General features: G+C 70.9%; 29 protein-coding genes. 18 read left to right on the plus strand and 11 right to left on the minus strand.

The genetic code is table 11. The annotated features are described in order from the left end of the window. Nucleotide 1 precedes the first annotated feature (1 nt). The 4 genes from AB0M56_RS17905 to AB0M56_RS17920 are packed head-to-tail and all read left to right on the plus strand — an operon-like array spanning nucleotide 2 to nucleotide 4,606. Nucleotides 2–1,984 (plus strand): biotin carboxylase N-terminal domain-containing protein, encoded by a 1,983-nt coding sequence (locus tag AB0M56_RS17905; RefSeq protein ID WP_364176960.1) that lies wholly within the window; start codon nucleotides 2–4, stop codon nucleotides 1,982–1,984. Beyond that, nucleotides 1,981–3,147 (plus strand): acyl-CoA dehydrogenase family protein, encoded by a 1,167-nt coding sequence (locus tag AB0M56_RS17910; RefSeq protein ID WP_364176963.1) that lies wholly within the window; start codon nucleotides 1,981–1,983, stop codon nucleotides 3,145–3,147. The genes AB0M56_RS17905 and AB0M56_RS17910 overlap by 4 nt, the downstream gene beginning before the upstream one ends. 53 nt (nucleotides 3,148–3,200) lie before the next feature. Beyond that, complete coding sequence (locus AB0M56_RS17915; protein ID WP_364177089.1) at nucleotides 3,201–4,004, plus strand: NAD(P)-dependent oxidoreductase; 804 nt, start codon at nucleotides 3,201–3,203, stop codon at nucleotides 4,002–4,004. Then, a complete protein-coding gene (locus AB0M56_RS17920; protein WP_364176966.1) occupies nucleotides 4,004–4,606 on the plus strand; it encodes a TetR/AcrR family transcriptional regulator in 603 nt (200 codons plus the stop codon). Before AB0M56_RS17915 ends, AB0M56_RS17920 begins: the two co-directional genes overlap by 1 nt. Here AB0M56_RS17920 and AB0M56_RS17925 read toward each other — a convergent pair whose 3' ends face one another. Continuing rightward, nucleotides 4,607–5,506: a LysR family transcriptional regulator gene (locus tag AB0M56_RS17925; RefSeq protein ID WP_364176968.1), complete on the minus strand. Its 900-nt coding sequence runs from the start codon at nucleotides 5,504–5,506 to the stop codon at nucleotides 4,607–4,609. A gap of 108 nt (nucleotides 5,507–5,614) precedes the next feature. Between AB0M56_RS17925 and AB0M56_RS17930 the strand changes: the two genes are divergently transcribed. From AB0M56_RS17930 to AB0M56_RS17940, 3 genes are all read left to right on the plus strand, one after another. Continuing rightward, on the plus strand, nucleotides 5,615–6,382 hold the full coding sequence (locus AB0M56_RS17930; protein WP_364176971.1) for an oxidoreductase: 768 nt from the start codon (nucleotides 5,615–5,617) through the stop codon (nucleotides 6,380–6,382). Nucleotides 6,383–6,412: 30 nt separating this feature from the next. Further along, nucleotides 6,413–7,156 carry an SDR family oxidoreductase gene (locus AB0M56_RS17935; protein WP_364176974.1) on the plus strand — a complete coding sequence of 248 codons (744 nt, stop codon included), beginning with the start codon at nucleotides 6,413–6,415 and terminating at the stop codon, nucleotides 7,154–7,156. Between the two features lie 173 nt (nucleotides 7,157–7,329). After that, nucleotides 7,330–7,596, plus strand: coding sequence for a hypothetical protein (locus AB0M56_RS17940; protein ID WP_364176977.1), 267 nt, complete (start codon nucleotides 7,330–7,332; stop codon nucleotides 7,594–7,596). A 401-nt stretch (nucleotides 7,597–7,997) separates the two neighbouring features. Here AB0M56_RS17940 and AB0M56_RS17945 read toward each other — a convergent pair whose 3' ends face one another. The 4 genes from AB0M56_RS17945 to AB0M56_RS17960 all read right to left on the minus strand — a co-directional run bounded on the left by AB0M56_RS17945 (nucleotide 7,998) and on the right by AB0M56_RS17960 (nucleotide 12,185). Beyond that, the gene (locus tag AB0M56_RS17945; protein WP_364176980.1) at nucleotides 7,998–8,882 is read right to left on the minus strand and encodes a winged helix DNA-binding protein; all 885 of its coding nucleotides are present in this window, start codon (nucleotides 8,880–8,882) and stop codon (nucleotides 7,998–8,000) included. Nucleotides 8,883–8,975: 93 nt separating this feature from the next. After that, nucleotides 8,976–9,935, minus strand: a complete 960-nt coding sequence (locus AB0M56_RS17950) for a chitinase (RefSeq protein ID WP_364176982.1) — start codon at nucleotides 9,933–9,935, stop codon at nucleotides 8,976–8,978. A 301-nt stretch (nucleotides 9,936–10,236) separates the two neighbouring features. Next, complete coding sequence (locus AB0M56_RS17955; protein ID WP_364176985.1) at nucleotides 10,237–11,574, minus strand: histidine-type phosphatase; 1,338 nt, start codon at nucleotides 11,572–11,574, stop codon at nucleotides 10,237–10,239. A 209-nt stretch (nucleotides 11,575–11,783) separates the two neighbouring features. Continuing rightward, nucleotides 11,784–12,185: a hypothetical protein gene (locus AB0M56_RS17960; RefSeq protein WP_364176988.1), complete on the minus strand. Its 402-nt coding sequence runs from the start codon at nucleotides 12,183–12,185 to the stop codon at nucleotides 11,784–11,786. 273 nt (nucleotides 12,186–12,458) lie between these two features. Here AB0M56_RS17960 and AB0M56_RS17965 point away from each other — a divergent pair, with 273 nt between their 5' ends. Continuing rightward, nucleotides 12,459–13,646, plus strand: a complete 1,188-nt coding sequence (locus AB0M56_RS17965; RefSeq protein WP_364176990.1) for a GGDEF domain-containing protein — start codon at nucleotides 12,459–12,461, stop codon at nucleotides 13,644–13,646. 1 nt (nucleotide 13,647) lies between these two features. Here the strand turns inward: AB0M56_RS17965 and AB0M56_RS17970 are convergent, their stop codons facing one another. Further along, complete coding sequence (locus AB0M56_RS17970) at nucleotides 13,648–14,109, minus strand: nucleoside deaminase (protein ID WP_220238773.1); 462 nt, start codon at nucleotides 14,107–14,109, stop codon at nucleotides 13,648–13,650. A gap of 90 nt (nucleotides 14,110–14,199) precedes the next feature. Here AB0M56_RS17970 and AB0M56_RS17975 point away from each other — a divergent pair, with 90 nt between their 5' ends. After that, nucleotides 14,200–15,162, plus strand: coding sequence for a YafY family protein (locus tag AB0M56_RS17975; protein WP_364176993.1), 963 nt, complete (start codon nucleotides 14,200–14,202; stop codon nucleotides 15,160–15,162). A gap of 13 nt (nucleotides 15,163–15,175) precedes the next feature. Here AB0M56_RS17975 and AB0M56_RS17980 read toward each other — a convergent pair whose 3' ends face one another. Next, nucleotides 15,176–15,790, minus strand: coding sequence for a TetR/AcrR family transcriptional regulator (locus tag AB0M56_RS17980; RefSeq protein WP_364176996.1), 615 nt, complete (start codon nucleotides 15,788–15,790; stop codon nucleotides 15,176–15,178). A gap of 150 nt (nucleotides 15,791–15,940) precedes the next feature. Here AB0M56_RS17980 and AB0M56_RS17985 point away from each other — a divergent pair, with 150 nt between their 5' ends. The 9 genes from AB0M56_RS17985 to AB0M56_RS18025 all read left to right on the plus strand — a co-directional run bounded on the left by AB0M56_RS17985 (nucleotide 15,941) and on the right by AB0M56_RS18025 (nucleotide 24,508). After that, nucleotides 15,941–16,384 carry a YdeI/OmpD-associated family protein gene (locus AB0M56_RS17985; RefSeq protein WP_364176998.1) on the plus strand — a complete coding sequence of 148 codons (444 nt, stop codon included), beginning with the start codon at nucleotides 15,941–15,943 and terminating at the stop codon, nucleotides 16,382–16,384. A 94-nt stretch (nucleotides 16,385–16,478) separates the two neighbouring features. Further along, nucleotides 16,479–17,417 (plus strand): LysR family transcriptional regulator, encoded by a 939-nt coding sequence (locus AB0M56_RS17990; RefSeq protein ID WP_364177000.1) that lies wholly within the window; start codon nucleotides 16,479–16,481, stop codon nucleotides 17,415–17,417. 138 nt (nucleotides 17,418–17,555) lie between these two features. Next, nucleotides 17,556–18,911, plus strand: coding sequence for an MFS transporter (locus tag AB0M56_RS17995; RefSeq protein WP_364177003.1), 1,356 nt, complete (start codon nucleotides 17,556–17,558; stop codon nucleotides 18,909–18,911). Between the two features lie 98 nt (nucleotides 18,912–19,009). Further along, a complete protein-coding gene (locus AB0M56_RS18000; RefSeq protein WP_364177006.1) occupies nucleotides 19,010–20,629 on the plus strand; it encodes a dihydroxy-acid dehydratase in 1,620 nt (539 codons plus the stop codon). Nucleotides 20,630–20,638: 9 nt separating this feature from the next. Further along, nucleotides 20,639–21,928, plus strand: a complete 1,290-nt coding sequence (locus tag AB0M56_RS18005; protein WP_364177009.1) for an FAD-dependent oxidoreductase — start codon at nucleotides 20,639–20,641, stop codon at nucleotides 21,926–21,928. Nucleotides 21,929–21,931: 3 nt separating this feature from the next. Further along, a complete protein-coding gene (locus AB0M56_RS18010) occupies nucleotides 21,932–23,236 on the plus strand; it encodes an aconitase X catalytic domain-containing protein (protein WP_364177012.1) in 1,305 nt (434 codons plus the stop codon). Continuing rightward, nucleotides 23,233–23,646: a DUF126 domain-containing protein gene (locus AB0M56_RS18015; RefSeq protein ID WP_220238802.1), complete on the plus strand. Its 414-nt coding sequence runs from the start codon at nucleotides 23,233–23,235 to the stop codon at nucleotides 23,644–23,646. Before AB0M56_RS18010 ends, AB0M56_RS18015 begins: the two co-directional genes overlap by 4 nt. Before the next feature lie 212 nt (nucleotides 23,647–23,858). Then, nucleotides 23,859–24,035, plus strand: coding sequence for a hypothetical protein (locus tag AB0M56_RS18020; RefSeq protein ID WP_364177015.1), 177 nt, complete (start codon nucleotides 23,859–23,861; stop codon nucleotides 24,033–24,035). Between the two features lie 20 nt (nucleotides 24,036–24,055). After that, complete coding sequence (locus AB0M56_RS18025) at nucleotides 24,056–24,508, plus strand: universal stress protein (RefSeq protein ID WP_364177018.1); 453 nt, start codon at nucleotides 24,056–24,058, stop codon at nucleotides 24,506–24,508. Nucleotides 24,509–24,512: 4 nt separating this feature from the next. Here the strand turns inward: AB0M56_RS18025 and AB0M56_RS18030 are convergent, their stop codons facing one another. From AB0M56_RS18030 to AB0M56_RS18045, 4 genes are all read right to left on the minus strand, one after another. Continuing rightward, complete coding sequence (locus AB0M56_RS18030; RefSeq protein ID WP_364177021.1) at nucleotides 24,513–25,133, minus strand: helix-turn-helix domain-containing protein; 621 nt, start codon at nucleotides 25,131–25,133, stop codon at nucleotides 24,513–24,515. Next, nucleotides 25,130–25,597 (minus strand): nuclear transport factor 2 family protein, encoded by a 468-nt coding sequence (locus tag AB0M56_RS18035; RefSeq protein ID WP_364177023.1) that lies wholly within the window; start codon nucleotides 25,595–25,597, stop codon nucleotides 25,130–25,132. Before AB0M56_RS18035 ends, AB0M56_RS18030 begins: the two co-directional genes overlap by 4 nt. Before the next feature lie 38 nt (nucleotides 25,598–25,635). Beyond that, complete coding sequence (locus tag AB0M56_RS18040; protein WP_364177025.1) at nucleotides 25,636–25,824, minus strand: hypothetical protein; 189 nt, start codon at nucleotides 25,822–25,824, stop codon at nucleotides 25,636–25,638. A 93-nt stretch (nucleotides 25,825–25,917) separates the two neighbouring features. Continuing rightward, the gene (locus tag AB0M56_RS18045; RefSeq protein WP_364177027.1) at nucleotides 25,918–26,403 is read right to left on the minus strand and encodes an NAD(P)-binding domain-containing protein; all 486 of its coding nucleotides are present in this window, start codon (nucleotides 26,401–26,403) and stop codon (nucleotides 25,918–25,920) included. Between the last annotated feature and the right edge of the window lie 47 nt (nucleotides 26,404–26,450).

Consider the following 26,450-nt stretch of genomic DNA (forward strand, 5'->3'; position numbering starts at 1 on the left):
CGTGATCCACAACCTGCTGGTCGCCAACCGCGGCGAGATCGCCCGCCGTGTGTTCCGCAGCTGCCGCGACGCCGGTATCGGCACGACGGCTGTGTTCTCCGACGCCGACGCCGCGGCCCCGCACACGCGCGAGGCCGACGTCGCGGTCCGGCTGCCGGGAGACGCGCCGGGAGAGACGTACCTGCGTGCGGAGCTGATCGTGAAGGCCGCGGCCGACGCGGGCGCCGACGCCGTGCACCCGGGCTACGGGTTCTTGTCGGAGAATGCCGCGTTCGCGCGGGCCGTACTCGACGCCGGGCTCACGTGGGTCGGCCCGCCGCCCGCCGCGATCGAGACGATGGGCTCCAAAGTGGAGTCGAAGCGGATCATGGCCGCCGCCGGCGTGCCGGTGCTGTCCGAACTGGACCCCGGTCAAGTCAGCGACGCCGATCTGCCGTTGCTGGTCAAGGCTTCCGCCGGTGGCGGCGGTCGCGGTATGCGGGTGGTCCGGGAGCTGAGTGAGCTCGCCGAGGCTGTCGAGAGCGCCCGGGCCGAGGCCGGTTCCGCGTTCGGAGACCCGACGGTGTTCTGCGAGCGTTACCTCGAGACGGGCCGCCACATCGAGGTGCAGGTGCTCGCCGACAGCCACGGCACGGTGTGGGCGGTGGGGGAGCGCGAGTGCTCGATCCAGCGCCGGCACCAGAAAGTGGTGGAGGAAGCGCCGTCGCCGTTCGTCGACGACGCCATGCGCGCGGAGCTGTTCGATGCGGCGCGCAAGGCCGCCCAGGCCATCGACTACGTCGGCGCGGGCACGGTGGAGTTCCTCGCCGGGCCGGACGGGCGGTTCTACTTCCTGGAGATGAACACCCGCCTGCAGGTGGAGCACCCGGTGACCGAGAACGTCACCGGCCTCGACCTCGTGGCGCTGCAGCTTTCCGTCGCCCAAGGCGCGAAGCTGCCGCCGGAACCGCCTGCGCCGCAGGGACATTCGATCGAGGTCCGCCTCTACGCCGAAGACCCGGCTGCCGGCTGGCAGCCGCAGAGCGGCACGCTGCACACCTTCGAGGTGCCTGGCGTCGACCGCGAGTTCACGCACGGCGCGGGGCTGCGGCTCGACTCCGGCGTGGAGAGCGGGTCCGTCGTCGGCGTGCGCTACGACCCGATGCTCGCCAAGGTCATCACGTGGGCGCCGACGCGCGACGAGGCCGCTCGCCGGCTCGCCACCGCGCTGGCCGGGGCGAAGATCCACGGCGTGGTCACCAATCGCGACCTGCTCGTGAACATCCTGCGCCACGACGCGTTTCTCGCGGGCGAGACCGACACGGCGTTCTTCGACCGCCACGGCCTCGACACGCTCGCGAAGCCGTTGGTCAACGGTGACTCGGAGAAGCTGTCCGCACTCGCCGCCGCGCTCGCCGACGCCGCGGGCAACCGCGCGGCCGCGACCACTCTGGGCCGTCTGCCCAGCGGCTGGCGCAACGTGCGTTCGGTCGGGCAGCGCAAGGTTTTCACGCGCGGGGACACGACCCACGAGGTCCGGTACTCGCTCACCCGGAACGGCCTGCGGGCCGAGGGATACGACGACGTGCGGCTGGTCTCGGCGGAGCCGGGCCGGGTGGTGCTCGACGTGGCGGGTGTGCGACGCACGTTCACCGTCGCGCGGTACGGCGAAAAGTCCTTTGTCGACTCCGCGCTCGGCTCGGTGGCGTTCACGGCGGAGCCGCGGTTCGCGGACCCGTCGGCGGCGCTGGCGGCGGGCTCGCTCGTCGCGCCGATGCCGGGCACGATCGTGCGGCTCGCGGTGGGCGTGGGCGACGCCGTGACGGCGGGGGAACCGCTGCTGTGGCTGGAGGCGATGAAGATGGAACACCGGATCGCGGCCCCCGCGGACGGCGTGGTCACCGAGCTGCCGGTGGAGGTCGGGTTGCAGGTCGAGGTCGGCACGATTCTGGCTGTCGTCGGAGAAGCCGGGGCGGGAGAAGCTGTGGTGGGAGAACGAGCATGAACGCGATGAACTTCGTCGAGCCCGAGGAGCGCGTGGCGCTGCGCAAGGCGGCCTCGGAACTGGCGCGCAAGTACGGGCACGAGTACTACTCGAAGAAAGCCCGCTCGGGCGAGAAGACCGTCGAGCTGTGGGACGAGGCCGGCCGGCTCGGGTACCTCGGCGTGAATCTGCCCGAGGAGTACGGCGGCGGGGGAGCGGGCATCGCCGACCTCGCCGCGGTGCTGGAGGAGTTCGCGGCGGCCGGTTCGCCGTTGCTGCTCATGGTCGTCTCGCCGGCGATCTGCGGCACGGTGATCTCGCGCTTCGGCACGGACGAGCAGAAGAAGCAGTGGCTGCCGGGGCTTTCCGACGGCAGCAAGAAGATGGTCTTCGCCATCACCGAGCCCGACGCCGGGTCCAACTCGCACAAGATCACCACCACCGCGCGCCGCGACGGCAGTGACTGGGTCCTGAGTGGACGGAAGGTGTTCATCTCCGGCGTCGACGAGGCCGACGCGGTGCTCGTGGTCGGGCGCACGGAGGACGCGAAGACGGGCCGCCTCAAGCCCGCGCTCTACATCGTGCCCACCGACACGCCGGGCTTCGAGTTCAAGCAGATCGAGATGGACCTGGTCTCCCCGGAGAAGCAGTTCGGCCTGTTCCTCGACGACGTCCACCTGCCGGGCGAAGCGCTGGTGGGCGAGGAGGACGCGGCGATCGCGCAGCTGTTCGCGGGCCTGAACCCCGAACGCATCATGGGCGCGTCGTTCTCGCTCGGCACCGCGCGCTACGCGCTGGGCAAGGCCGTGGCGTACGCCAATGAGCGCCAGGTGTGGGGCGCGCCGATCGGCTCGCACCAGGGGCTGGCGCACCCGCTGGCACAGATCAAGATCGAGCTGGAGCTGGCGAAGCTGATGACGCAGAAGGCGGCTTCCCTCTACGACTCCGGCGACGACTTCGCGTCGGGCGAGTCGGCCAACATGGCCAAGTACGCCGCCGCGGAGGCCGCGATCCACGCCGTGGACCAGGCCGTGCAGACCCACGGCGGCAACGGGCTCGCGACCGAGTACGGCCTCGGCACGCTCGTGACCGCGGTGCGGCTCGGGCGGATCGCGCCGGTGAGCCGCGAGATGGTGCTCAACTTCGTCGGGCAGCACACCCTCGGGCTGCCGAAGTCCTATTAGGAGTGAGTGTGTCTGAGAAGACTGAGAAGTCTCTGGCCGGCCGCACGATCATCATGTCCGGCGGCAGCCGCGGCATCGGCGAGGCGATCGCCCTGCGCGCGGCCGCCGACGGCGCGAACGTGGCGCTGCTGGCCAAGACCGCCGAACCGCACCCGAAGCTGCCCGGCACGATCTACACCGCGGCCGAGGCCATCGAGAAGGCCGGCGGCCAGGCGCTGCCCATCCTCGGCGACGTCCGCGACGACGAGGGCGTGGCAGCCGCGGTGGCGAAGACCGTCGAGCAGTTCGGCGGCATCGACATCGTGGTGAACAACGCGAGCGCGATCGACCTCACGCCCACCGAGCAGGTGAGCATGAAGCGCTACGACCTGATGCAGGACATCAACGCGCGCGGCACTTTCCTGCTGTCCAAACTGGCCATCCCGCACCTGCGCAAGTCGGCCAACCCGCACGTGCTCACGCTGTCGCCGCCGATCAGCCTCGACGAGAAATGGTTCACGGCCGGGCACCTCGCGTACAGCATCGCGAAGTACTCGATGAGCCTCGTGACTGTCGGGCTCGCGGCGGAGCTGAAGAAGGACGGCATCGCGGCGAACTCGCTGTGGCCGCGCACCACGATCGACACCGCGGCGATCCGCAACGTCGTGGGCGCCGGGCTGGCCGACCGCAGCCGCACGCCGGAGATCATGGCCGACGCCGCGTACGCGATCCTGACCCGGCCGAGCCGCTCGACGACCGGCAACTTCTTCCTCGATGACGAGGTGCTCGCGGCCGAGGGCGTCACCGACCTCTCGAAGTACCGGATCGGCTCGTCGGAAGCGGACCTGCAGCTCGACTTTTGGGTCGATCCGGCCTGATGCTCCGGGAACCGCAGCAGGAGCGCAGCCGCACCACTCGCCGGCGGCTGATCGAGGCCGCGATGGACTGCATCGGCGAGCGGGGCTGGCACGGAGTCACGGTGGCCGTGATCGCGGAACGCGCCGGCGTGTCGCGCGGCGCCGCGCAGCACCACTTCCCGACGCGCGAGGACCTCGTCGCGGCGGCCGTGGAGCTGCTCGGCGAGTCGCAGATCACCGAGCTGCGGACGAAGGCCGACGGGCTGCCCACGGGGCCGTCGCGGATCGAGCGCGTGGTGGAGATGGTGCTGAACCTCTACACCGGGCCGCTGTTCCGCGCCGCGCTGCAGCTGTGGTCCGTGGCGTCCACCGACGAGCAGTTGCGCGGCACCCTCGTGCCGCTCGAAGCCCGCGTCGGCCGCGAGGCGCACCGCGTGACCGTGGAGCTGCTGGGCGTCGACGAGGCGAAGCCCGGGGTCCGCGAGCTGGTCCAGGCCACCCTGGACCTGGCCCGCGGCCTCGGCCTCGCCAACCTGCTGACCGACGACACCCGCCGCCGGCGCCAAATCGTGCGCGAGTGGGCCCACACTCTGGAGACGCGGCTCACCGGGCCGGCGAGCTGATCACGCGGCGCCGGCGGTGAGGTGGGCGCGGGCGGCGTGGACGAACTCGGCGACCAGCGGGTTCGGATCGCCGGCGCGGGTGGCGACCACGACCTTGCTGGTGGGCACGCCCCGCACGGGAACCGTGGCCAGGTCGGTGCGCAGTGAGCTGCGCCGGTCGCCGACCGGCAGGACCGCGATCGCCTGGCCGCCCGCGACGAGCTCGAGCCGGTCCTCGAAGCTCTCGGTGACCGGCCCGGCCGAGATCGGGCCGGGGTCACTCGGGCGATAGCCGGTCGCCGGGTAGATCGCGCGGGTGCCGCCGTGCGGGCAGACGAGGGACTCGCCGGGGGCGAAGTCGTCCGGGGTCACCGACGCGCGGCCGGCCAGGTGGTGGCCGGCAGGCACCACGAGCATCCGCGGCTCCTCGTAGAGCACGGTCGTCCGGACCGTGCCGGCCGGGGCGAACCGCGGGTCGCGCACGACGAGCACGTCCACCTGGCCTTCGGCGAACGCCCGCTCGTCGAAGCACTCGAGGTGGCGGGTGCCGATCTCGGCGCCGGGGTGGCGGCGGCGCAGGTCCCGGACGGCCGGCGTGATGACCAGGTCTTCGACGTACCCGATGAGGACCTTGCCGGCCGGCGCGTGGGCGCGGGCGGTGAGCACCGCCTGCCGAGCGGACTGCAGGAGCGCCCGCGCCTGCGGGAGGAACGCCTCGCCGGCCTCGGTGAGGTGGCTGCCCTGCGGAGTGCGGTGGAGCAGGCGCACTCCGAGCCGGTTCTCCAGACGCTGGATCTGGCGGCTCAGCGCCGGCTGCGCCAGGTGCAGCTCGGCCGCCGCCCGGCCGAAGTTCCGGTGCTCCGCCACGACCGTGAAGTACCGCACCAGGCGGAGCTCGAGGTCGGTCCCGAGATCGTTCACCCGATCAACAGTACCGAGTGATCGCCGCCTGCCGTCATGCCGTTTCGGGATCACGGGGTGCCGACCAGGTCTTGGACAGCGCTTCCGGACTGCCGAAGAGTCGGGGGCATGACGATGATCGAAAACGCCACGAGTGCGCTGGAGCTCAAGGGAAAGCGCGCTCTGGTCACGGGTGGCTCGCGGGGCATCGGTGCGGCTGTGGTGCGCCGGCTCCTGGCCGCGGGCGCCGAAGTGCTCACCACCGCCAGGTCGGCGACGAGCACGGTTCCGCACGGGGCCGCCTTCGTGGAGGCCGACGTGCGGACGCAGGCCGGGGCGCAGACGCTCGCCGCGGCCGCCCAGGAGCTGTTCGGCGGGGTGGACGTGGTGGTCCACAACGCGGGCGGTGCGCGCCCGCACCCGAGCGCGCTGGCCATTCCCCAGGCGGAGTGGCTCGACGCCCTGGACCTGAACCTCCTCGCGGCGGTGCGGCTGGATGCGCTGCTGGCGCCGGGGATGCGGGAGCGGCGCACGGGGACGATCGTGCACATCAGTTCCGCCGCGGTCCCCACGTCGGCACCGCCGTTCCTGCACTACACGGCGGCGAAGGCGGCGCTGGAGAACTACAGCCGGGGGCTCGCCGCGGAGCTGGCGCCGTCCGGGATCCGGGTCAACGCGGTCTCCCCAGGCCGGGTCGCCACCCCCGGCGGTGAAGCGACGCGGGAGCAGTGGGCCCGTCTGGACGCCGGGCCGGGTCCGGACAACCCGACCCCGCTCGGTCGCGACGGTGAACCGGAGGACATCGCCGGCGCCGTGCTGTTCCTCGTGTCCGACCAGGCGAGCTGGCTGACCGGCAGCACCCTCTTCGTCGACGGCGGCGAGTTCCCGCGCGGCTGACGCTGCCCGAATTACGAGAGGAACGAAAGAGTGGGCAAGTACCGCGACAAGAACGTGGTGATCACGGGTGGCGGCAGCGGTTTGGGCTTCGCCACGGCGAAGCTGCTCGCGGACGAGGGCGCCCGCGTGCTGATCACCGGCCGCTCGCAGGCCACGCTCGACGCGGCGGGCGCACGGCTCGGCGAAAACGCGCTGACCGCAAAGGGAAGTGTGGCGGCACTGTCCGATCTGGACGCCCTGGCCGACCGTGTGAAGCGCGAGCTCGGCACGGTGGAGGCCTTGTTCGTCAACGCCGGCATCGCGGCGACCACGCCATTCGAGTCAATCACCGAGGAGGTTTACGACGAGTTGTTCGCGATCAACGTGAAAGGCGCGTTCTTCACCGTGCAGAAGCTTGCTCCGCTGCTGAGTGAGGGCGCCGGCGTGGTCCTCACGACCTCGGTCGCGAACGTCGCGGGACTGCCGGACACCAGTGTGTACGCGGCCGGCAAGGCGGCGCTGCGTTCGCTGGCCCGCAGCCTCGCGCGCGAACTTCTCCCGCGGGGCATCCGGGTCAACGCGGTCAGCCCCGGCCCCATCGACACGGGGGCGCTGGAGAAGGTGATGACCGCGGAAGCGGCCGAGCGGTACAAGGCGGAGCGGATCGCGGACAACCCCATGCAGCGGTTCGGCACGCCCGCCGAGGTCGCCGGGGCGGCCGCGTTCCTCGCCTTCGACGCGACGTACACCACCGGGGCCGAGTTCGCCGTGGACAGAGGTGTCACCCAACTCTGAGCTCGCACTGGCCGCACATCGGTGCCGACCCGGGAGGAGCCGCGACTGTCCGGAACCGCCGAGGCCTGGTGAACGTCACAACTTCGGCCTAATAAGATGTGGTTGTTAACACATTCGGCCCAACGGACGATGACTCCGAGTAAGTGGCTCCACCAGGAAGAAGGTCGGTACCGGTGTCCGGTTCAGAAGGCGCGGCAGTCGAGCTGACGCACCGCGCGATGGCGATGCTCAGGGCGGTCGCCGCCCACCGCGCGGAGATGACCACGAGCAGCGAGCCCGACCTCTTCATCGACGGTTTCGCTTGCTGCGACCAGATGACCGCCCACAACCTCGCCCACGGCGGCTACATCCGCCCCGCCGTGCAGGACGCCGCGGGCCGCGTGGCCGCCGAGCTGACCGAGGCCGGGCACGCCGCGCTGGAGATCACCGTCGCCGCCTGAGGCGGCCACGCGGTGTCGCGAACGGGTGAAGGTTTCGCTCGCCCGTTCGGGTGGACCTTCGGCTCGAGTGTCGGTGTCCCTGGACTGGGCCCGGACTTTGAGTGTGAGTCGTCCGGTCGTGACCCCCCGCACGGTGCGGTTCAACCACCACGCCGCCAGCCGCAGTTGCTCGGGGATTTCGCTCGCGACCAGCTGATTCTTGCCCCGGTTCCGGGGGCGCACATCGCCGGTCCGGTCGTGCCCGCGGCTGGCGAGGTCGAACCACGCCGCCCGGCCGCGCTGCCGCCTCGGCTACGCGCGGGTTTGCCTCGCGAAACGGTTTCACGCCGCGCGCTGGTGGTCCAGGCCCCTGCCCTCGGCCGATGAGGTCGGACCAACCCGCCCGCAGTAGGACTCCGCCGTCAGAGCTGTGAGCGGATCTCGCCCGCTCGCGCTGTCACGGTGTCGAGGACGCGTTTCGCCGCCTCCAGGTCTTCGGGGGCGATGCCCGCGAACAGCCGGTCGCCGGCGGCGGTCGAGTCCGCCGTCAGGCGTTCGACCAGGTCGCGCGTTGCCGGGGTGACGTCGACGACGTCCCCGCTGGTCATCCGACCCGCCGACACGAGCCGGTCCACCACCGAGCGCACCACCTCGGCGGGCGCGACGGCCGTCGCCGCGGTGGTCTCCACCAAGGTCTCGGCGGGCTGGGCGCCATTGGCCACGGTCCGCAGGACCACATATTCGGTGAAGTCCAGACCTTCGCGGTCCAGCAACGTGGTGAGCAGGGAACGAGACGCGGCGGCGGCCAGGTTCAGGTCGCGGCCGCCGACGGCACGGGCTGTGGTCATGGTCTTCTCGCTTCCGGTGGGGTCCTCACCCAGCAGCGTCTGCAGGGTGTCGCGGAACCGGCGGGTCCGCGGGGTGCGGGAGCCGCCGAGGTTCGCCGTGAGCTCCTCGTGCAGGTCGCGCACGAGGGCGATCGCCTCGGTGATCACCTCGTGGCCCCGGGCGGTGAGGTCGAGCCGCACCGCGCGCGGGTCGTCCGGGTCCGAGGGACGGGTGACGAGGCCGGCCTGTTCGAGCGCCCGCGCCAGCTTCGACACGTGCAGCGCCTCGAGTCCCGTGTGGTCGGCCAGCTCGCGCTGGCTCGGCCGGACCCCGCGCACCACGAGGCCGGTGAGCGTCGCCAGCAGCGAGTACTGGGCGTGGGTCAGGCCGAGCGGCTTCACGGTCCGGTCGACGGCCGCCCGCCACTTCATGGACAACCGCCACACGAGGTGACCGGTGGTCGGGTTCTCGAGGCGCACGAAAGATAATGTACATGGATACTATATCCATGGCTACTATCGGCGGGAAAAGACGGGGATCCCGAAACCAAGGGATCCCCGTCTTCAGGCAGCTCAGCCCTGGTACCCGGCCACGATCTTCGTGAACGCGTACTTCTCCTGGTCGATGCCGCTGCACTCGCCGCCGCCGCTGCAGTCGCGGTTGGTGGCCCAGAACGTGAAGCGGCCGAGGTGGTGGCTCGAGGCGTAGTCGCGGATCGAGGTGAAGTTCGCGATGGACACGTTCTCGCCGGCGTTGTCGGTCTTGCCGTTCATCGACGACAGGCCGCTGTGCCGGTAGGCCTCGTCGTCGCTCCAGCCGAACCCGGACTTCAGCTGGTCCTTCAAGCCGTCGACGGCCGACTTCGTCATCGCGGCCATGTCGCCGCCGTCGGAGAAGTCGAAGGGCATGACCGACCAGACGTCGACGTTCGCGCCGATCGCCTTGGCCTGCGTGATGAGGCGGCTGCCCCACTCGGTCGGGCCCTGCGGGCTCGTGCCCATCGTGATGACGACGCGCACGCCCGGGTTCTTCTGCTTGGTGATCTTCACGGCGTTCAGGATGCGGTCCTGTACCGTCGCGTTCTCGAACTCGTCGGTGTTCTCGATGTCGAGGTCGATCGCCTTGAGCTGGTAGGCGTCGATCACCTTCTGGTACGCGCCGGCCAGGTCTTCCGGCGACCCGCACTGTGAGCCGAGCTTGGTGCCGGACCAGCCGCCGAACGACGGGATCACGTCGCCGCCGGCCGAGCGGATCTTCTGGATCAGGGCGGCGTCCGAACCGTTCAGGTCGCGGTTGCCGTCCCACTTCGGGTTGCAGCCGCCGTCGGACAACATGAAGGCCAGGGTGAACGCCTTCACGCCGGTGGCCGACATGGCCGCGGCGGGGTCGGTCTGCCCGCCCCATTGGTACAGGTACGGCGAAGCGAGCACAGGGTCCGGCGCGGCCAGCGCCGACGGGGCGAGGCCGAGGGTGGTGGCCAGCGCGGCGCCCGCGGCGAGCGCGACGGTGGCCAGACGGCGCAGGGGTTTCATTGGTCCTCCAACGTGGGACGCACGCGTGAGCGCGCTTGTGTGGAGCACCTCCGATGCTTGATGCGGCGGTATCAACTCGAAGGAGCACGCGGTGGGATGTGCTCCGTCACAATGGACTAGACCATTAGGAAGTGTCAAGGTCCGAGAACAGGAAGAAAAAAACCGCCGAAAGTCGGTGGCAGCAACGAAATCGACCGGTGATCATGGACGCGACAAGGGCGCCTTCGTCGTGCCCGGAAACGCGAGCGAGCCCGCGGCGAGAGGTCGCCACGGGCTCGCTCGGTGGGTCTGAGGAGACGGGTCAGGACTGGGCGTAGCAACGCTCGAGCTCGTCGAGCCGATAGAAGTAGCTGCCGCGGTGCACCGGCGCGCAGCTCGCCTTGAACGCGGTCTGCTTCTCGTTGTAGAGCATGCGCACGAGGTAGGTGTGACCGTCGGTGTAGAGGTCCCACTGGATGTTCGCCGCCATCGGCGCCACCTGCGCGCCGCGGAACGGGTTGTTCGCGTAGGTGAACAGCTGGCTCTCAGGCTGCTGCTTCGTGCTGCCGGGCAGGCCGAGCAACGACGCGAGGGGGAAGATCTCCTCGGCGTGGGTGAAGCGCAGCTCGGCGTCGCGCGAGGTGGTGCCGGCGCGCTTGGCGTCGAGCTGGGCGAACATGTCGCCGAGCAGGCCGCCGGCCATCTTGTACGTGATGTCGCTGCCGGAGAACGCGGGACCGTTCTCGTAGAACGAAGTCACGTCGTCGAGGTAGCCGAACCACGAGGCCTCGTCGAGCGTGATGTAGCGGTCGAAGTGCCAGTGGCCCTCGCCCGCGAGGTCCACCGTGACCTGATCCATCGCGTACACCGCGTCGGCCGCGGCGACCTCGTCCTTGAACTCAGCGTGCTTCCCGGCCGCGACCTCGTCCACGAACTTCTTCGAGAAGCTGCGCTGCAGCACCGAACGCGCCACGGCGTGCGTGCGCGGCTGGTCCGTGGCGGCCTTCTCGGCGGCGGCGACGCGCGGGTCGTTGTCGACGTAGTCGTTGTACTCGACGTTCGACTTGTGGAAGTACAGCAGGGCGTCGTCGGTGCGGGTGGCCGTGGTCGCCAGCCCCGGCTTCGCCGCCTTCAGTCCGGCGACGAACTCGTTGGCGCTGTCCACCGTGCGCTGCTGGCTCGACGCGACGACGTCGATCTTCGGCGTCGTTCCCGTTGCCGCGTCGGCGAAGAGCGACGGCAGCCGTCGCACCATGCGCTGCGCGGTGGTGCGCATCTCGTCGCGGCCTTCCTGCGTGAGCAGGCCGTAGCCGTCGCGGGCGTTGACCGCGAGCAGCGCCTGCACGTCCGGGCCGAGCTGCTTGCCGACGCCGGTCAACGCGCCTTCGGACTTCGCGGTGTTCCACAGCGCCAGCAAGGCGTCGCCGTCGTCGCTGTCGGAAAGGGTGCGCGCGCCGTGGCGCGAGACGTTCTCGGTGAACACCGGGCGGAACGACGAAGGGAGCCGCTCGTAGGAGTACAGGTTGCCCTGCGGCTCGTAGGCGGTCTTGGTGGTGAACGCGTCCTGCGTCGCGTTCCCCTCGTGCGCCTGCGCCGGCAGGGCGAACAGCCCCGACAGCGCCAATGCGGCCCCGCCGATTCCGGCCACAACACGTCTCATCGAGCTACCCCGCTGTCTGGTCTGGTGAAAGGACGGCTCAGTAGACACGTCGGTCGTGACGCGGTTCGGGACAGCGGGTATCGCGCCGGTGAATTCCCGGGGTTCCGGTGAGCGGGAACACGGTGGTCGGACGGCCCTGTCTGCCGCCTCCCGACAGCACAGTGGTGGCCGGCTGCGGCACACAGCCGGCCACCACTTTTCGCGAGGGTCTACAGACGCAGGCTGCCCACGATCCCGGTCAGGACGCCGTGACCCGAGCCCGAGTCGGTGTTCGCGTCGGTGTTCGAGCCGGTGTGGCTCGACTGCGCGCCGTCCGGCCCGGCCCAGCTCTGGCCCTGGTCGAAGCTCGCGCCGCCGTTTCCGTCGGTGCCGGCCGTGGTGTGGTCATTGCTCACGCCATCGGGGCCGGCGTTGCTGTTCTGCTGGTGGTAGGAAGCGCTTTCCCCGCTCTGTTCGCCCGTGCTCGCGTGCGTGGAACTGGTGCTCACGCCGTCGGGCCCGGCAGCCACGTTCGTGTTCGTGTACGTGTCGGCCGAGGCGATCCCGGCGGCCCCGAGCGTCAGCGGCAAAGCGATCGCACTGGCGGCGACGATACGGCGAATGGTCTTCATCTGAAGCTCCTCTTCTCGTCGGTCCGCAACCGTGATCGGCTTCGTTCGGACGGCTTTCCGTGCCGCCGGATCCCTAACCACGCCCCTCCGGCGATCACTCTCACCGCGGTCCGGACCCATCCGCGCACCGCCACGGATCCGAAAGACCGGCCTCGAGAAACCCCGGCCACACTTAAGCAGGTGCCGAAAACCTCGTGAACCCGCTATTTTGCCGAAATGGTGGGGGATCCGGCGACTGCCGGAGGGGGTCGCCGGCGCCGGTTTCCTGTCGCCGTGGCGGACTGGAAGCTGTGGCGCGTGCGTACCCGCGTGCTGGCGGCGTTCGTGGTGTGCGTGGACGCGCTGGCGCTGGCCGCGACCATCGCCGTGGCGGTGCTGGTTCCCGTGCCGCTCACGGGTTCCGCGCGGTTCGCCGTGCTGGTCGCGGGGCTGCTGGTGAGCGCGGAGCTGAGCCGCTCGGCCGAACGCGGACGCGGGGAAACGTTGCTGGGCCCGGGTTTCGGCACGCCGTGGGTGTTCGCCGGCGCGGTGGTGCTGCCGCCGGTGCCCGCCGTGGTGCTCGCGGTGGTCTCAGGCGCGCACCGGTGGCTGCGCGTGCGGCGGCGCGCGCCGTACCGGCAGGTGTTCGAGGTGGCCGCGACGGCGCTGGCCGTGCTGCTCGCGGGCCGGTTCCTCGCCGTGACAGTGCCCGTCCCGCCGAGTTCGCTGGGCGACGTCCGCCTGATGGGACTGCTCGTGGTCGCGGCAGTCGTGTTCACGCTCGTCGACGCGGCGCTCACCGGGGTTGTGCGCGGCTACCGGCAGGGTGTGGCGGGGCTGCTGTTCGACGTCGCGATGGTCGCGTTGGGTATCGCACTCGCCTGGGCCGTGGTGGATTCGCCGCTCGTCGTGCCGTTGCTCGCCGCGGCGCTCGTGGTGCTGTACCGCGGCGGCGTCGGCGCCACCCCGCGCGCCGAGCCGACGGCGGACGCGGGCACCGGCGCCCTCACGGCGTCCGCCTGGTGGGACGCCGCCCGTGTGCAGCCGGCCCCGGCGTACTCCGTGCTGGTGCTTGACCTCGACCGGTTCGGCGACGTCAACGCCCGCCACGGCCGCCGCGTCGGCGATGCCGTGTTGCGGGCCATCGCCGATGCGTTGCGGGACGAAGTCCGCTCCGCCGACCTCGTCGGGCGCTCCGGTGGTGGCGAGTTCGCCGTGTTCCTCCCCGGCACCAAGCCATTCGACGCGCTCGCCATCGCCGAACGCATCCGCTTGCGCGTCGCCTCGACGGCCGTCGCGTTGAAGGCGCCCTACGGCAGCCCGCAGTTCGCGTGGGCGACGGTGTCCGTCGGCGTCGCTTCCCGTCCCACTGACGGCGACACAGCGGACGCGGTCTTCGCGGCCGCGGTGAAAGCCGTGCGGCGCGCGAAAGCCGGCGGTCGCAACCGGACCGTGTGTGCCGGTGGTTCGTCAGCGCAGTAGGTCAGTCCGAAGTGGACGGGACGCCGATGTCCTCGAACCACAGCTGCGGCCGAGTCTCGATGAACTCCTCCATCAGCGCCGTGCACGCGGGGTCGTCGAGGACGTCGATGCGCACGCCGTGCTCGGCGAGCCAGTCGTGGCCGCCGGAGAAGGTCTTGGCTTCGCCGATGATCACCCGCGGGATGCCGAACTGGCGCACGAGGCCGCTGCAGTACCAGCACGGCGAGAGCGTGGTGACCATGATCGTGTCGCGGTAGTGGGGGCGGCGCCCGGCGTTGCGAAACGCCGTGGTCTCCGCGTGCAGCGACGGGTCGCCGTCCTGCACCCGGCGGTTGTGGCCGCGGCCGAGGAGCTTGCCGGAGTGGTCGAAGAGGGCCGCGCCGATCGGCACGCCGCCCTCGGCCTTCCCGAGCTCGGCCTCCTCGCGGGCGACGGCGAGCAACGCGTGCGGATCGATCTGCATGGCCCACACTTCACCGGCCCCGCTCCCGGAAGGCAAGTCCACGGCCATCGAGGACCGATCCTGTCCGCGAGGTCTGGCAGAGTGGCCCGCATGTACGGAACCTCGGAGCGGCTGCTGCGCCTGTTGTCCCTGCTGCAGGCCCGCCGCGACTGGCCGGGGCCGGACCTGGCCGACCGGCTCGGCGTCGACGTGCGCACGGTCCGCCGCGACGTCGAGCGCCTGCGTGGCCTCGGTTACCCGGTACACGCGACGCCGGGGGTCGCGGGTGGCTACCGGCTGGGGGCCGGCGCCGCGCTGCCGCCGTTGCTGCTGGACGACGACGAGGCCGTGGCCGTCGCGGTCGGGCTGCGGACGGCGGCGAACGGCACGGTGTCGGGCATCGAGGAGACGTCGGTGCGGGCACTGGCCAAGCTCGAACAGGTGCTGCCCGCGCGGCTGCGCCACCGCGTGAGCGCCATGGGCTCGGCGATGCTGCAGCTCGGTGGCGGGGGACCGGTCGTCGACGCCGAGGTGCTCACCGTGATCGCGTCGGCCTGCCGCGACCACGAGCGGGTGCGCTTCACCTACGCCAACCACACCGGCCAGGTCACCGAACGCGACGTCGAGCCCCTGCGCCTGGTCCACACGGGCCGTCGCTGGTACCTCGTCGCCTACGATCTGGGCCGCGACGGCTGGCGCACGTTCCGCGTCGACCGCATCGAAGGCGTGCCGGCGCCCGGCTTCCGCTTCACGCCGCGCGAACCGCCTGCGGAAGACCTCGCCGCGTACGTGTCGCAGGCGATCTCTTCGGCGCCCTACGCACACCAGATGTCCCTGCTCGTGTCGGTGCCGGCGGAGGTGCTCGCCGCCCGTGTGCCGCCGACCGCCGGCACCGTCGAGCCCGTGGACGAGCACACGTGCCGGCTGCGCACCGGCGCGGCCGACCTCGCCGCGGCGCCGTTCTACCTCGCGCAGTGGGACTACGACTTCGTCGTGGAAGACGCGCCGCCCGGCCTGCTCGACCGGCTGGCGCGCATCGCGGAACGCTTCGCCTCGGCGGCGGCGCGCAGCTGAGCCGGTCGAGGGGTCAGGCTGTGCGCGTGCCGAGCATCCGCAGCACCAGCTCGCTGTACTCCTTGCCCAGCGCGGCCGGCGTCTGGCGCGTGCGCTCGCTGTACCAGCGGGCCACGTCGACACCCAGCGACAGCACCGCGCGGGCCGCCGTGTGCGAATCGGTCACAGAGAACGCGCCGGACTCGGCGCCCGCGGCGATCACGTCGCGCACGATGCGCTCGATGCGCCGCCGCAGCTCCGTGACGACCTCGAACTCCTTCTCCGGCAGCGCGTTGAGCTCGTACTGCACCACCCGCGCCACCGTGTGGCGCCGCGCGTGCCAGGCCACGAAGTCCTCGACCACGAGCCGGATGCGCTCGACGGGGTCCTGGGCCTTCTCCAGCGCGTTCTCCACCAGCGCCAGCGTCTGCTCGTGGCCGCTGCGGCTGATCTCGAACAGCAGCGCCGCCTTCGACGGGAAGTGCACGTACAACGCGGCGGGGCTCATCCCCGCGGCGCTGGCGATGTCCCGCGTGGTCGTGGCGTGGTACCCGCGCTTCGCGAAGGACTCCACACCGGCCAGCATCAGCCGGCGCGCGGTCTCGGGCTGCACGTCGGGCCACAGCTCGGCCGAGAGTGAAGTCGTCATCCGGCGATCCTCCCAGATCTGCTGACGCGCCCGGCGGGCGTGAACCGTCCGCCCAGTCTAAGCGGTTGCTCATCGCCCGGCTCCGGTGTCGGCTCGGACGAGCCGCCGCGGGGTAGGCTCGGGCGCACCGTCGTCGCCGCTGGGGGAGCCGTGAGCGCAACGTTCGTCACCCTGATCGAGCTCGGCGAGAAGACGGCGACCGGGTTCGCCGTGCCGGCCGAGGTGGTCACGGCGCTGGGCTCGGGCAAGCGGCCGAAAGTCCTGGTCACCCTCGGCGCGCACACCTACCGCAGCACGATCGTGGTCTACGGGGGCACGTTCATGCTGCCGCTGAGCGCGGTCAACCGGGAGGCAGCCGGCGTCGCCGCGGGCGACGAGGTCGAGGTCACGGTGGAGCTCGACACCGCGGAACGGACCGTCGAAGTGCCGGACGACCTTGCCGCCGCACTCGGCGCGCACCCCGGCGCCCGCGCCGCGTTCGACCGGCTTTCCTATACCGCGCAACGAGAGCGAGCCGAAGCAGTGGCGTCGGCCAAACGGCCGGAAACGCGGGAGCGCCGCCTCGCCAAGATCGTCGCCGAGCTTGCCGGCTGACCACCGGGCGGTGCCGGCGCTCACACGCCCGTCGCGGCTGCGCGCAGCGCCGTAAGGTGACCGGAATGGCCGGAAGCAGAGCGGGTGGAGCCGGATGAGCCGCCGCACGACGCAGCTGGCCGGGCTCGATCTCAACCTGCTCGTCGTTCTCCGGGAGCTGCTGCGCGAGCGAAACGTGACCCGCGCGGCGGAGCGGGTCGGCGTCAGCCAGCCGGCGTTGAGCGCGGCGCTGGCGCGGCTGCGGCGGCACTTCGACGACGAGCTGCTGGTCCGCGAGGGCCGTGGCTACGTCCTGACCCCGCTGGCTCGCCAGCTCGGCCGCCAGGTCGAGGACGTGTGCGCGGCGGCCGAGCAGCTGTTCGCCACCGGGTCGAGCTTCGCGCCCGGCACGTCGGTGCGGGAGTTCACGCTGCTGATGGCCGATTACACGCTGTCGGTGATCGGGCAGCCGCTGGCCGAGTTGTTCGAGCGGGAGGCGCCGCGCGCGCGGCTGCGGATCCGGCTCGTGCGCGAATCGCTGAGCGCGGATCTGCCGCGGGTCGTCCGGTTCGTCGACGGGGTGGTCGCACCGCCGATCGAGCTGGAAGAACTGCCCCGGCTGCGCTCGGCCGAGCTGTTCCGCGACGAGTGGGTCTGCGTCGTGTGGGCCGGGCACGAGCTCGGCGCCGGCGGGCTCACCCTGGCCGACCTGCAGCGGCTCGACTGGGTGGTGCCGTATCACCGTGAGCCGGGGGTGCCGCTGCCGCCGGTGTCGCGCCGGCTCGCCGCGCTGGGGCTCGCGCCGCGGGTCGCGATGAGCGTGGAGAGCTACCAGGCCGTGCCCGCGCTCGTGGTCGGAACCCACCGGATCGCGCTGGTGCAACGCCGGCTGGCCGTCGAGTTCGCCAAGCGGTCCGACATCTCGGTCCTCGAGTGCCCCGGCGAGCCGGAGGGGATCGTCGAGACGCTGTGGTGGCACGACGACCTCGACCTCGATCCCGCGCACGCCTGGCTGCGCGAGGCGCTGCGCGGCATCGGCGAGCGGCTGGGCTGAGGGCGCCAACCATAACCCAGGCTGATTATCGGGATCAGGATTTCTGACTTCCGGGCTTCGGCGAGGATTCTTAGACTCCCTCGGTGTCAGCGATATATCGCAGCGGAGCGGTATTCGTGATCGGAAGGAACTCCCTGGATGTCGACGACCGTATCCACGACAGACGAGCGACTGACTCCGGAAGCACGACGATCGATCGTCGGTGGCATCCTCTCCTTGTTCGTCGACAGCTTCGACATCTATCTGCCCGCACTCGTGCTGCCGGCGGTGATGGACTACTTCGAACCGCCCTCCATGCCGGCCACGACGAAGGTCACCCTGGTGACCGTCATCTTCGTCGTCACCTTGCTCGGACGGCCGATCGGCGGCCCGATCTTCGGCAACCTGGCGGACAAGATCGGGCGCCGCCGCGTCACCCTGATCACCGGCGTCGGGTTCACGATCGTCACCCTGCTCATCGGCCTCATGCCGGGTTACGCGACCTGGGGCTACGGCTCGATCGTCGGCTTGATCCTGCTTCGCCTGATCGGTGGCGTGTTCCTGGGTGGCGGCTATGCGGGGCCGGTCCCGCTGGCCATCGAACGCTCGCCGATGCGCCGGCGTGGGCTGGTCGGCGGCGTGATGGCGGCCGGTGCTCCCGCGGCGATCACGCTCATCAGCATCATCCAGCTCGTGGTGCTGGAACGGTTTTCCGGTCCGGACCTGCAATCCTGGGGCTGGCGCATTCCTTTCTTCTTCGGGTTTCTGCTCGGAATCGCGTACGTCGCCTACTATTCGCGCGTCAAAGAGGTCGACCTCGAGGCGCTCAAGAAATCGCGAAAGGGAAATCGCGCGCCGATTTTCGAGCTGTTCAGCCGACGCAACATCCGTGGTTTCGGTCAGGTTTTCCTCCTGATGACCGGTATGTGGTTCGCCGCCCAGATCGTGCTCTCGTTCATGCCCGGGCTCCTGGTCGGCGTCCTGCACCAGAACCCGTCCAACGTGAGCACGCTGGAGATCATCGCCAACGTCGCGACGATCATCGGCATGATCCTCGCCGGGGTCCTGGGCCAGCGGATCGGCCGCCGGAAACTGCTGCTCGGCTGCGCTGTCGCCATCACCGTCGGGGCGAGCCTCGCCTACGTATTCCTCGTGCTGGTCGCGCGGTCCGGGGCGGGGTTCCTGCCGATCGGCATCCTCGCGTTCGTCGCCTTCGTACTGCCCAACGCCCCGCTCGGCTGCCTGGTCGTCTACCTCAACGAGCGCTTCGGCGCCGGTGTCCGCTCCTCGGGTTATGGCACGGTCTACACCCTCAGCCTCATCCTGCCCGCGCTCTACAGCGTCTGGATCACCGTGCTGCAGGCCGTACTGCCGTACGAGTACACCGCGGTGGTGCTGATCGTCCTGGGCGGCGTGCTGTTCTTCATCGGCGCGTGGATCGGCCCGGAGACCAAGGGCACGGTGCTGCTCGGCGAGCCGGTCGAATCGGGCCGGGCCACGCAGACGGCCGAATGATCCCGCCCCGACAAGAACGAGGAGCCACGATCAGCACACGCAGCAACCACCCGGTCGGCTCGCCCCGGTGGGCGACGACCCGGACGCAGTGGAAATCGATGGGCTACACCGACGAGCAGATCCGGCGCCCCAAGATCGCCGTGGTCAACTCCTCGTCCGGGCTCGCGCCGTGTTTCGCCCACCTCGACCCGATCGCCACCGCGGTGAAGGAGTCGATAGACGCCGCCGGCGGGCTGGCTTTCGAGATCCGGACCGTGGCTCCGACCGACTTCATCATGGCCGCCGGCCGTGGTGGTGGCTACGTCCTGTCGGGCCGGGACCTGGTGTCCTACGACATCGAAGCCGTCGTCGACGGGGCGCAGCTCGACGGGATGGTCTGCCTGGCCTCGTGCGACAAGACGACACCGGGCCAGCTGATGGCGGCAGCGCGCACCGACGTGCCGACGCTGGTCATCGCGTGCGGCTACCAGAGCTGCGGAGCCCTCGACGACGGCCGCCGCGTGGACATCGAGGACGTGTTCGTCGACGCCGGCAAGCTGGCGTCGGGCGCGATCAGCTTCGACGACCTCTGTGCCATGTCGGACCGGGCGATCACCGGCCCCGGTGTCTGCACGGGCATGGGCACGGCCAACACGATGCACGTCGTCGCCGAGGCTCTCGGCATGGCACTGCCCGGCACAGCGCCGACCCGCGCCAACAGCGACACCATGTGGGCGGCGGTCCGGGCTTCGGGCGCCGCGATTCTGGCCGCGGTCGAGGCCGACCGGCGGCCCAGCACGGTGATGACGCCGGGTGCGGTCCGCAACGCGGTGGCCGCGGTCATCGCCGTCAGTGGGTCGATCAACGCGGTCAAGCACCTCGAGGCGATCGCCGCCGAGCTCCCCGGCGACCTCGACGTGCACGGCCTGTTCGAGGAGCTCGGCCGCCACGTCGGCCCGCTCACGGCGGTGCGCCCCAACGGGCCGTCGTCGATCGAGGAGTTCGACGACGCCGGTGGTGCTCGCGCCGTGCTGGCCCAGCTCGGCGACGTCGTCGACGGCTCGGTCGCGACGATGAGCGGCTGGACGATGGCCGAGAACCTCGCCGGTGTGACGGTGGACGCCGCCGTGATCAGAGCCGAACCGATCCGGCCGGAGTCGACGATCGTGCTGATGCGGGGCAGCCTGTGCCCCGGTAGCGCGATCGTGAAGCTGTCGGTCACCGAGACGCGAGCGCGCGCTTTCCGTGGCCCGGCACGGGTTTACGAGTCGGCGCCCGAGGCCACCGCGGCGATCGAGCGCGGTGAGGTGCGGCCCGGCGAGGTACTCGTGCTCCGCGGGCTCGGCGTCACCGGAACCCCGGGGATGGGCATGGCATCGGCTGTGGTCTTCGCGCTCAACGGCGCCGGGCTGAGCGAGCAGGTCGCCTTCGTCACCGACGGGCAGCTCTCCGGTCTCGTGAACAAGGGCATCGTCGTCGGGGAGGTCACCCCCGAAGGCGGCGTCCCCGGCCCGCTCGGTGTGGTGCGCACCGGGGACGAGATCGCGATCGACGTCCCGGCGCGCACCGCCGACCTGCTCGTGGCACCGGCCGAGCTCGAGCACCGGCTCGCGGACTACCCCCGCACGCGGCCGCCGCAGACCTGGCCGGCTCGCCCGGGTTCGTGGCTCGGTGTGTACGCCGACGCCGTGGAACCGCTCGACCGGGGCGCGACCCTGCGCCGTTCTTCTTCGTCCTAAGGAGTTTTGTTGCCTCACGCGCTGACCGATCTACGGGTGAACACCGTCACCCGGCCCGCTGACCGCTCCGTGGAATCGCTCGAAGCCGATATCCTCGTCGTGGGTGCGGGAATCGCCGGACTGACCGCGGCGATCGACGCGAAACGACGCGGCCGCGACGTCGTGCTCGCCGACGCGCTTCCTGTCCTGGGTGGACAGTGCGTGAACTCCATGATCGGGCTGTTCTGCGGGATCTACGGAAACGCTCCCGAATACCACCAGCTCACGCACGGGATCTTCGACGAGATGTTCCCGGCGCTGGAACGTTCCGGGGACATCGCGTTCAACCGCACCCACACCCAGACCGTCCCCTACGACGAGGTCGCGTTGGGCCGGTGGTTCGAGAACCTCGTTTCCGAGCTCGGGATCAGGGTTGTGCTGGGCGCGTCGATCAACGGGGTCGCCATGGCGGGCGGGGTGATCGAGCAGGTCGACTTCGCGACCCGCTACGGTCCGGTTTCGGTGCGCGCCAAGGGATTCGTGGACGCGACCGGCGACGCCGCGCTGGCGTGGGAAGCCGGGCTGCCGTGCCGGGTGCCGGAGCGGACGGTGTGGGGCTCGCAGCAGATCCGGCTCACCGGCCTGGTCGAGTCGGCCAAACCCGACCCGGCCGAGCTGGTGGCCCGCATCGACGAGAAGGCCGACGAGTACGGCCTCCTCCGGCGCGACGGGCTCGCCTTCTTCTTCCCGGGACGAAACACCGCCGTGATGAACATGACCCACGTGGAGGCGCCCCTGACCGCGGTCGAGGCGACCGAGGCGCAGTTGCGGGGGCGGGCGCAGGCCGACCGGGTGGTCGAGTTCCTGCGCACCGAGTTCCCCGCGGCCTTCAAGGACGCTTCCGTGCTGGCCTACGGTTTTCCCGGGCGCCGGCAGACGCGGTGGCTGGCCGCCGATCACCAGCTCACCCTCGACGAGGTCCGCCGCGGCACCGGTTTCGAGGACGCGGTGGCGCGGACGGCGTGGCCGGTGGAGCTGCACGACCGGGCGTCGGGCTACGCGTGGGAGACCTTCGGGCCGGATCACGTGCACTACGTCCCGCTGCGAAGTCTGACCTCACCGCAAGCCCGGAACCTGGTCGCGGCCGGGCGGTGCGTCGACGGCGACGCGGCGGCTCTGTCGAGCGTGCGGGTGATGGGCCCGTGCTCGGCGATGGGCAGCGCCGCCGCGCACGCGCTGGACCTGACGCTGGGCGGCGATGTCCACGACGTCGATCTGACCGTGTTGCGTGACCGCATCCGCGACAACGTGGAGGGCTGAACGATGGTGGGGCTCACGGACGAAGAGAAGGGCATGCGCGACGGCGTGGAAGGCGGCGCGGTCGCGGCGGCGATGGATCTGCTGATCCGCTACGCCGACGCGCTGGGCGCCGAGCGGCTGTGCGAGACCCGCAACGTCGCGGGCACGACCACACAACCTTCGCCGGCCAAGGAAAAGCTGGTCGCCGAGGGTGGCTGGGCCAAGGCGTTCTCGGTGATCAGCCTCGACTGCGACGACGACCTAGAAATCCCGCCGATGCGGGTCCCGACCTGCCAGCTGCAGCACGGGTTCGGCGAAGACGCGCGCGGCATCATGCCGTACCCCGAGCACAAGATCGACCTGCAGGCCGAGGCCGAGTCGTTCGCCAGCAGCCGCGGTGTCAACGTCCTCGCCACCTGCACGCCCTACCAGGTCGGCAACATCCCGACCTACGGCGAGCACGTCGCCTGGATGGAGTCGTCGGCGGTCGTCTACGCCAACTCCGTCCTGGGCGCGCGCACCAACTGCGAGGGTGGTGCCTCGACCGGCGCCGCGAGCCTGACCGGGCGGATCCCGTGCTGGGGCAACCACCACCGGGAAAACCGCTACGGCACGCACCTCATCGAGACGACGCTGGCCCTCAACGGATTTCAGGACTGGGGGATGCTCGGCTACTTCGCCGGCGACGTCGTCCAGGAGGAGCGGCCGGTCGTCGTCGGCGAGCTGGGCAGCCCGGATCTGGCGGACCTCAAGCACTTCGGCGCCGCCGCCGGGTCGTCCGGCGGCGTGGAGATGTACCACCTGCCGGGCCGGACGCCCGACGCGCCGACGCTCGAGGCCGCCTTCGGAGGCCGCTCGATCCCCGCGTCGATCCGGTACGGCGAAGCCGAGCGTCGTGCCGTCTATGAGTCGCTCAACTCGATCGGGGACAGCGAGGACGTCGATTTCGTGCTGCTGGGCTGTCCGCACGCTTCGCTGGAGCAGGTCGGCCGGGTCGCCCGCGCGCTCGAGGGCCGCACGATCTCGGCCGGCTGCGAACTGTGGCTGATGACCCCCCGCGCGCTGCGGACGGTCGCCGATCGCAACGGTTGGACCGAAACCATCCGGCGCGCCGGCGGGCGGATCCTCACCGACTCCTGTCCGGCGATGTCGCGCGTCGCTCCCGAAGGCACGAAGGTGTTCGCGACCGACTCCGCGAAGCAGGCCCACTACCTGCCCGCGATCCTCGGGATCGAGGCGTGGTTCGGCACGCTCGAGGAATGCGTCGACGCCGCTGTCACCGGCCGGTGGCGCGGCTCGCTCGCCCCCGCCGGGAAGGCTCTCCGATGACCGGCGTGCAGCTGCGCGGCCGGGGCATCGTTCCCGGCCGGGTCGTCGGCGAGGCACTGGTCTCCCGCGAGACGATCTCGGGCTGGGGCGGCATCGACCCGGCGACGGGCACGATCATCGAACGCCGGCACGAGCTGTTCGGCGTCTGCTTCACCGGGAAGGTCCTGGTGTTCCCGGGCGCCAAGGGTTCCTCGGGGTGGTCGGGCTTCTTCCAGTCCACCCGGCTGCTGGGCACCGCGCCGCTCGCGATGGTCTTCACCCGCCTCACGACGAAGGCCGCGCTGGGCGCGATCGTGACCCGGGTCCCGGCGATCACCGACCTCGACGACGACCCGGTCGCCCGCATCACCACCGGCGACCTCGTGGAGGTCGACGCCGATCGCGGGCTGGTGCGGGTGCTCCCGCGCTGAGCGGTGAGGTCGGCCCAGGGCCGATGACCTCGGTCCGGCGGGTTGCCGTCGCCCCCGTGGCCTGACCGCTTGTTCGCCGAGCCCGAGCCGAACTACGTCGACGGCTCCCTGCCCGGCCTCATCGTGGCCGGCGCCGGCGCGGGCCTGGTGCAGGCGCCGCTGTTCGCGCGGCGGGCACGCTGCCGGCTTACCGCGCGACCACAGGGTCCGGGGTGCTCACCAAGGCGCGCCAGGTCGGCAGCGCGGCGGTCGTTGCGATCCTTGTCACCGTTCTCGCGAGCGCGCCGTCCGGCAGTCTGGTGGGGTACCACCGGGGTTTCCTGTTCATGGCGATCGCGTGCTTCGCGGCGACGATCACCGTGGTCGCCACGAACCCCCGCACCCGCTGACCCTCCTGAAAGGACGCTCCATGTCTGCTCCTGCCCCCTCGTTCGTCGTTGTCGGCGTCGACGGTTCTGAGGCCTCCGAGCACGCGCTGCGCTGGGCCGAGTTCTTCGCCCGCCAGACCGGATCCGAGCTGCGTGCCGTGATGTCGTGGTCGCCGGTGCTCCCGGGTGGCGAGGTCGCCCTGGTGGGCGCCGAAGGCTGGAACCCGGAGGCCGACACCCAGCAGATCCTGGCCACCACGGTCCGCAAGGTCCTCGGCGATACCCCGGCCGTGCCCGTCACGGAACGCGTCGTCGAGGGCGGAGCGGCGAAGTCCCTCCTCGAGCAGAGCGAGGGCGCTCGCATGCTCGTGGTCGGCAGCCGCGGCCGCGGCGGGTTCACCGGCCTGCTGCTGGGGTCCGTGAGCGCGGTCTGCGCGGCCCACGCGAAGTGCCCGGTCCTGATCATCCACGGGGACACGCCGCTGCCTGAATGACCCGTCAGCGCTGCGCCGCCGACGGGCTGTGCCGGATGACTTCACGCATCTGCGCGTCCGTAAGCGGCGGGTGGCCGAGGTGTGCCGCGGTGTTGGTCCAGCCCGCGACGACGAGCTCCAGGTGGCGGCGCCAGGCGTCCACTGTGGTCCCTCGCGTGATGTCGAGGACGCCGCCGAGCGACCACAGCGCGACGGCGACGTCCTCCGGCGTGAGGTCCGAGCGCACAACGCCGTGCTGCCGGGCCTGCGCGACCAGCGCCGCCTGGGTGGTGCGCGAGCGTTCCACCAGGTCGGCGACCTGCTCGTCACTCCACATGCGAGCGACGCTGCCCGAGTGCCGGGCCAGCAGGGCGCCGACTTCGAAGAGGTACGTGACGAGGCCGTCCGGAGTGCCGGCGTGGCGGTCGGCCACCTCGACCGCCTGCACCAGCAGGCGTTCGACGAGGGCGGACAGCAGTGCCTGCTTGTCCGCGAACCGCCGGTAGACGGTGCCGAGGCCGACGCCGGCCCGTTTCGCGACGAGCTCGATGCTCACCGCCGGGCCGTGCTCGTCGAACACGGCCTCCGCGGCGTCGAGGATCTTCTCCAGGTTGGCGGCGGCGTCCGCGCGCAACGGCCTGCTCACGCCGAGAGGGCCGCCGCGACGTCGGCGAGGAACGTCGGGTTGCCGGTGGAGTGCGTCGGCACGAGTGCCGCGTGGCTGATCTTCCAGCCCGCGCGGGTGCGGGTCAGTTTCTGCGTGCCCTTCCCGAACACCACCCACGTGTTCACGGCCGGGTCCGCGCCGAGGGCGGGGTGGACGTGCAGCGCCTCCTCGTAGAACCGGACGGTGGCTTCGTCGCCCTCGACGTCCACCACGAAACTCGACAGCTGGTGCTGCGTGAGGGCGACGGGACCGATCTTGCGCTCGGCTTTCACGCGCGCTTCGTGAGCTGTGAGCGAACTGCTGCCGGAGTTGTCCACCCCGCCGAAATCCTGCGTCACGACCGGCGCCCGCAGTGCTTCGTAGGCGTCCCAGTCCTTCTCGTCGGCGGTGGTGAAGCCGCGGGTCACGACTTGGATGGCCTCGGCGATGTCGACCGCGTTCATGCGTACTCCTCGTGAGCTATGCGGATAACATTTTCCGCTTAGGCCAACGTAGCACAACCGGAGACGCGTTTCCGCTTAGTACGCGCCGACGGCGGGCCGCGCACGGCCTCGGCGACGAGACTGGCCACCTGGGATCGTGAGACCGGCATGCCGTCCGACTTCTCCAGCCACGCCATGAGGTCCGCGGCCGCCAGATCGGCCGGGATCCGGCCGGCGTAGGGCCACACGTAAACCGGCGTGTTTGGTTCATTGCGCCAGCTCGTGGCCAGGGTGCCGGTGTCCGCGGCGTCGTAGCCGAGGGTGTCCGCCAGGCCGGCGACCTACCCCTTGGCAGGTTCATCCTCGCCCGCGATGGGCAGCGCGGACCGGTCCAGGGAGGCCGACGGGCGGGCGAGAGTGGCGAGGTGGTGGTGGAAGAGGTTGTTGAACGCCTTCACCACCGTTGAGCGCGGCAGGATCCGCTGCAGCAGTTCGCTTGAGGTGAGCTCGTCGAAGTCCAGTTCCGGGAGGCGCCCGTCGCGTTCGGGGTAGTAGTTCGTGGTGTCGATCACGGTCCGGCCGGCCAGCGCGGCGGTCGGCAGGTGCGGGAACGCCGTGAGCGGCACGGAAACCACGACCAGTTCGGCCTCTCGGGCCACGTCCTCCGCGGTCGCCGCGCGAGCGTGGTCGCCGAGCTCCGCGACGAGGCCGGCGAGGAATTCGGGGCCGCGTGAGTTGCCGAGGACGACGTCGAGGCCGGCGGTGGTCGCCAGGCGGGCGAGAGTGCCGCCGACCAGGCCGCTGCCGATGAAACCGAGAGTGTGCACGGGTCTCCACTTGCTGTCCTTGACCTGACCGGTTGGTCAGGTTTGCT

The organism is Amycolatopsis sp. NPDC051372, from assembly GCF_040682095.1.
Lineage (GTDB): Bacteria > Actinomycetota > Actinomycetes > Mycobacteriales > Pseudonocardiaceae > Amycolatopsis.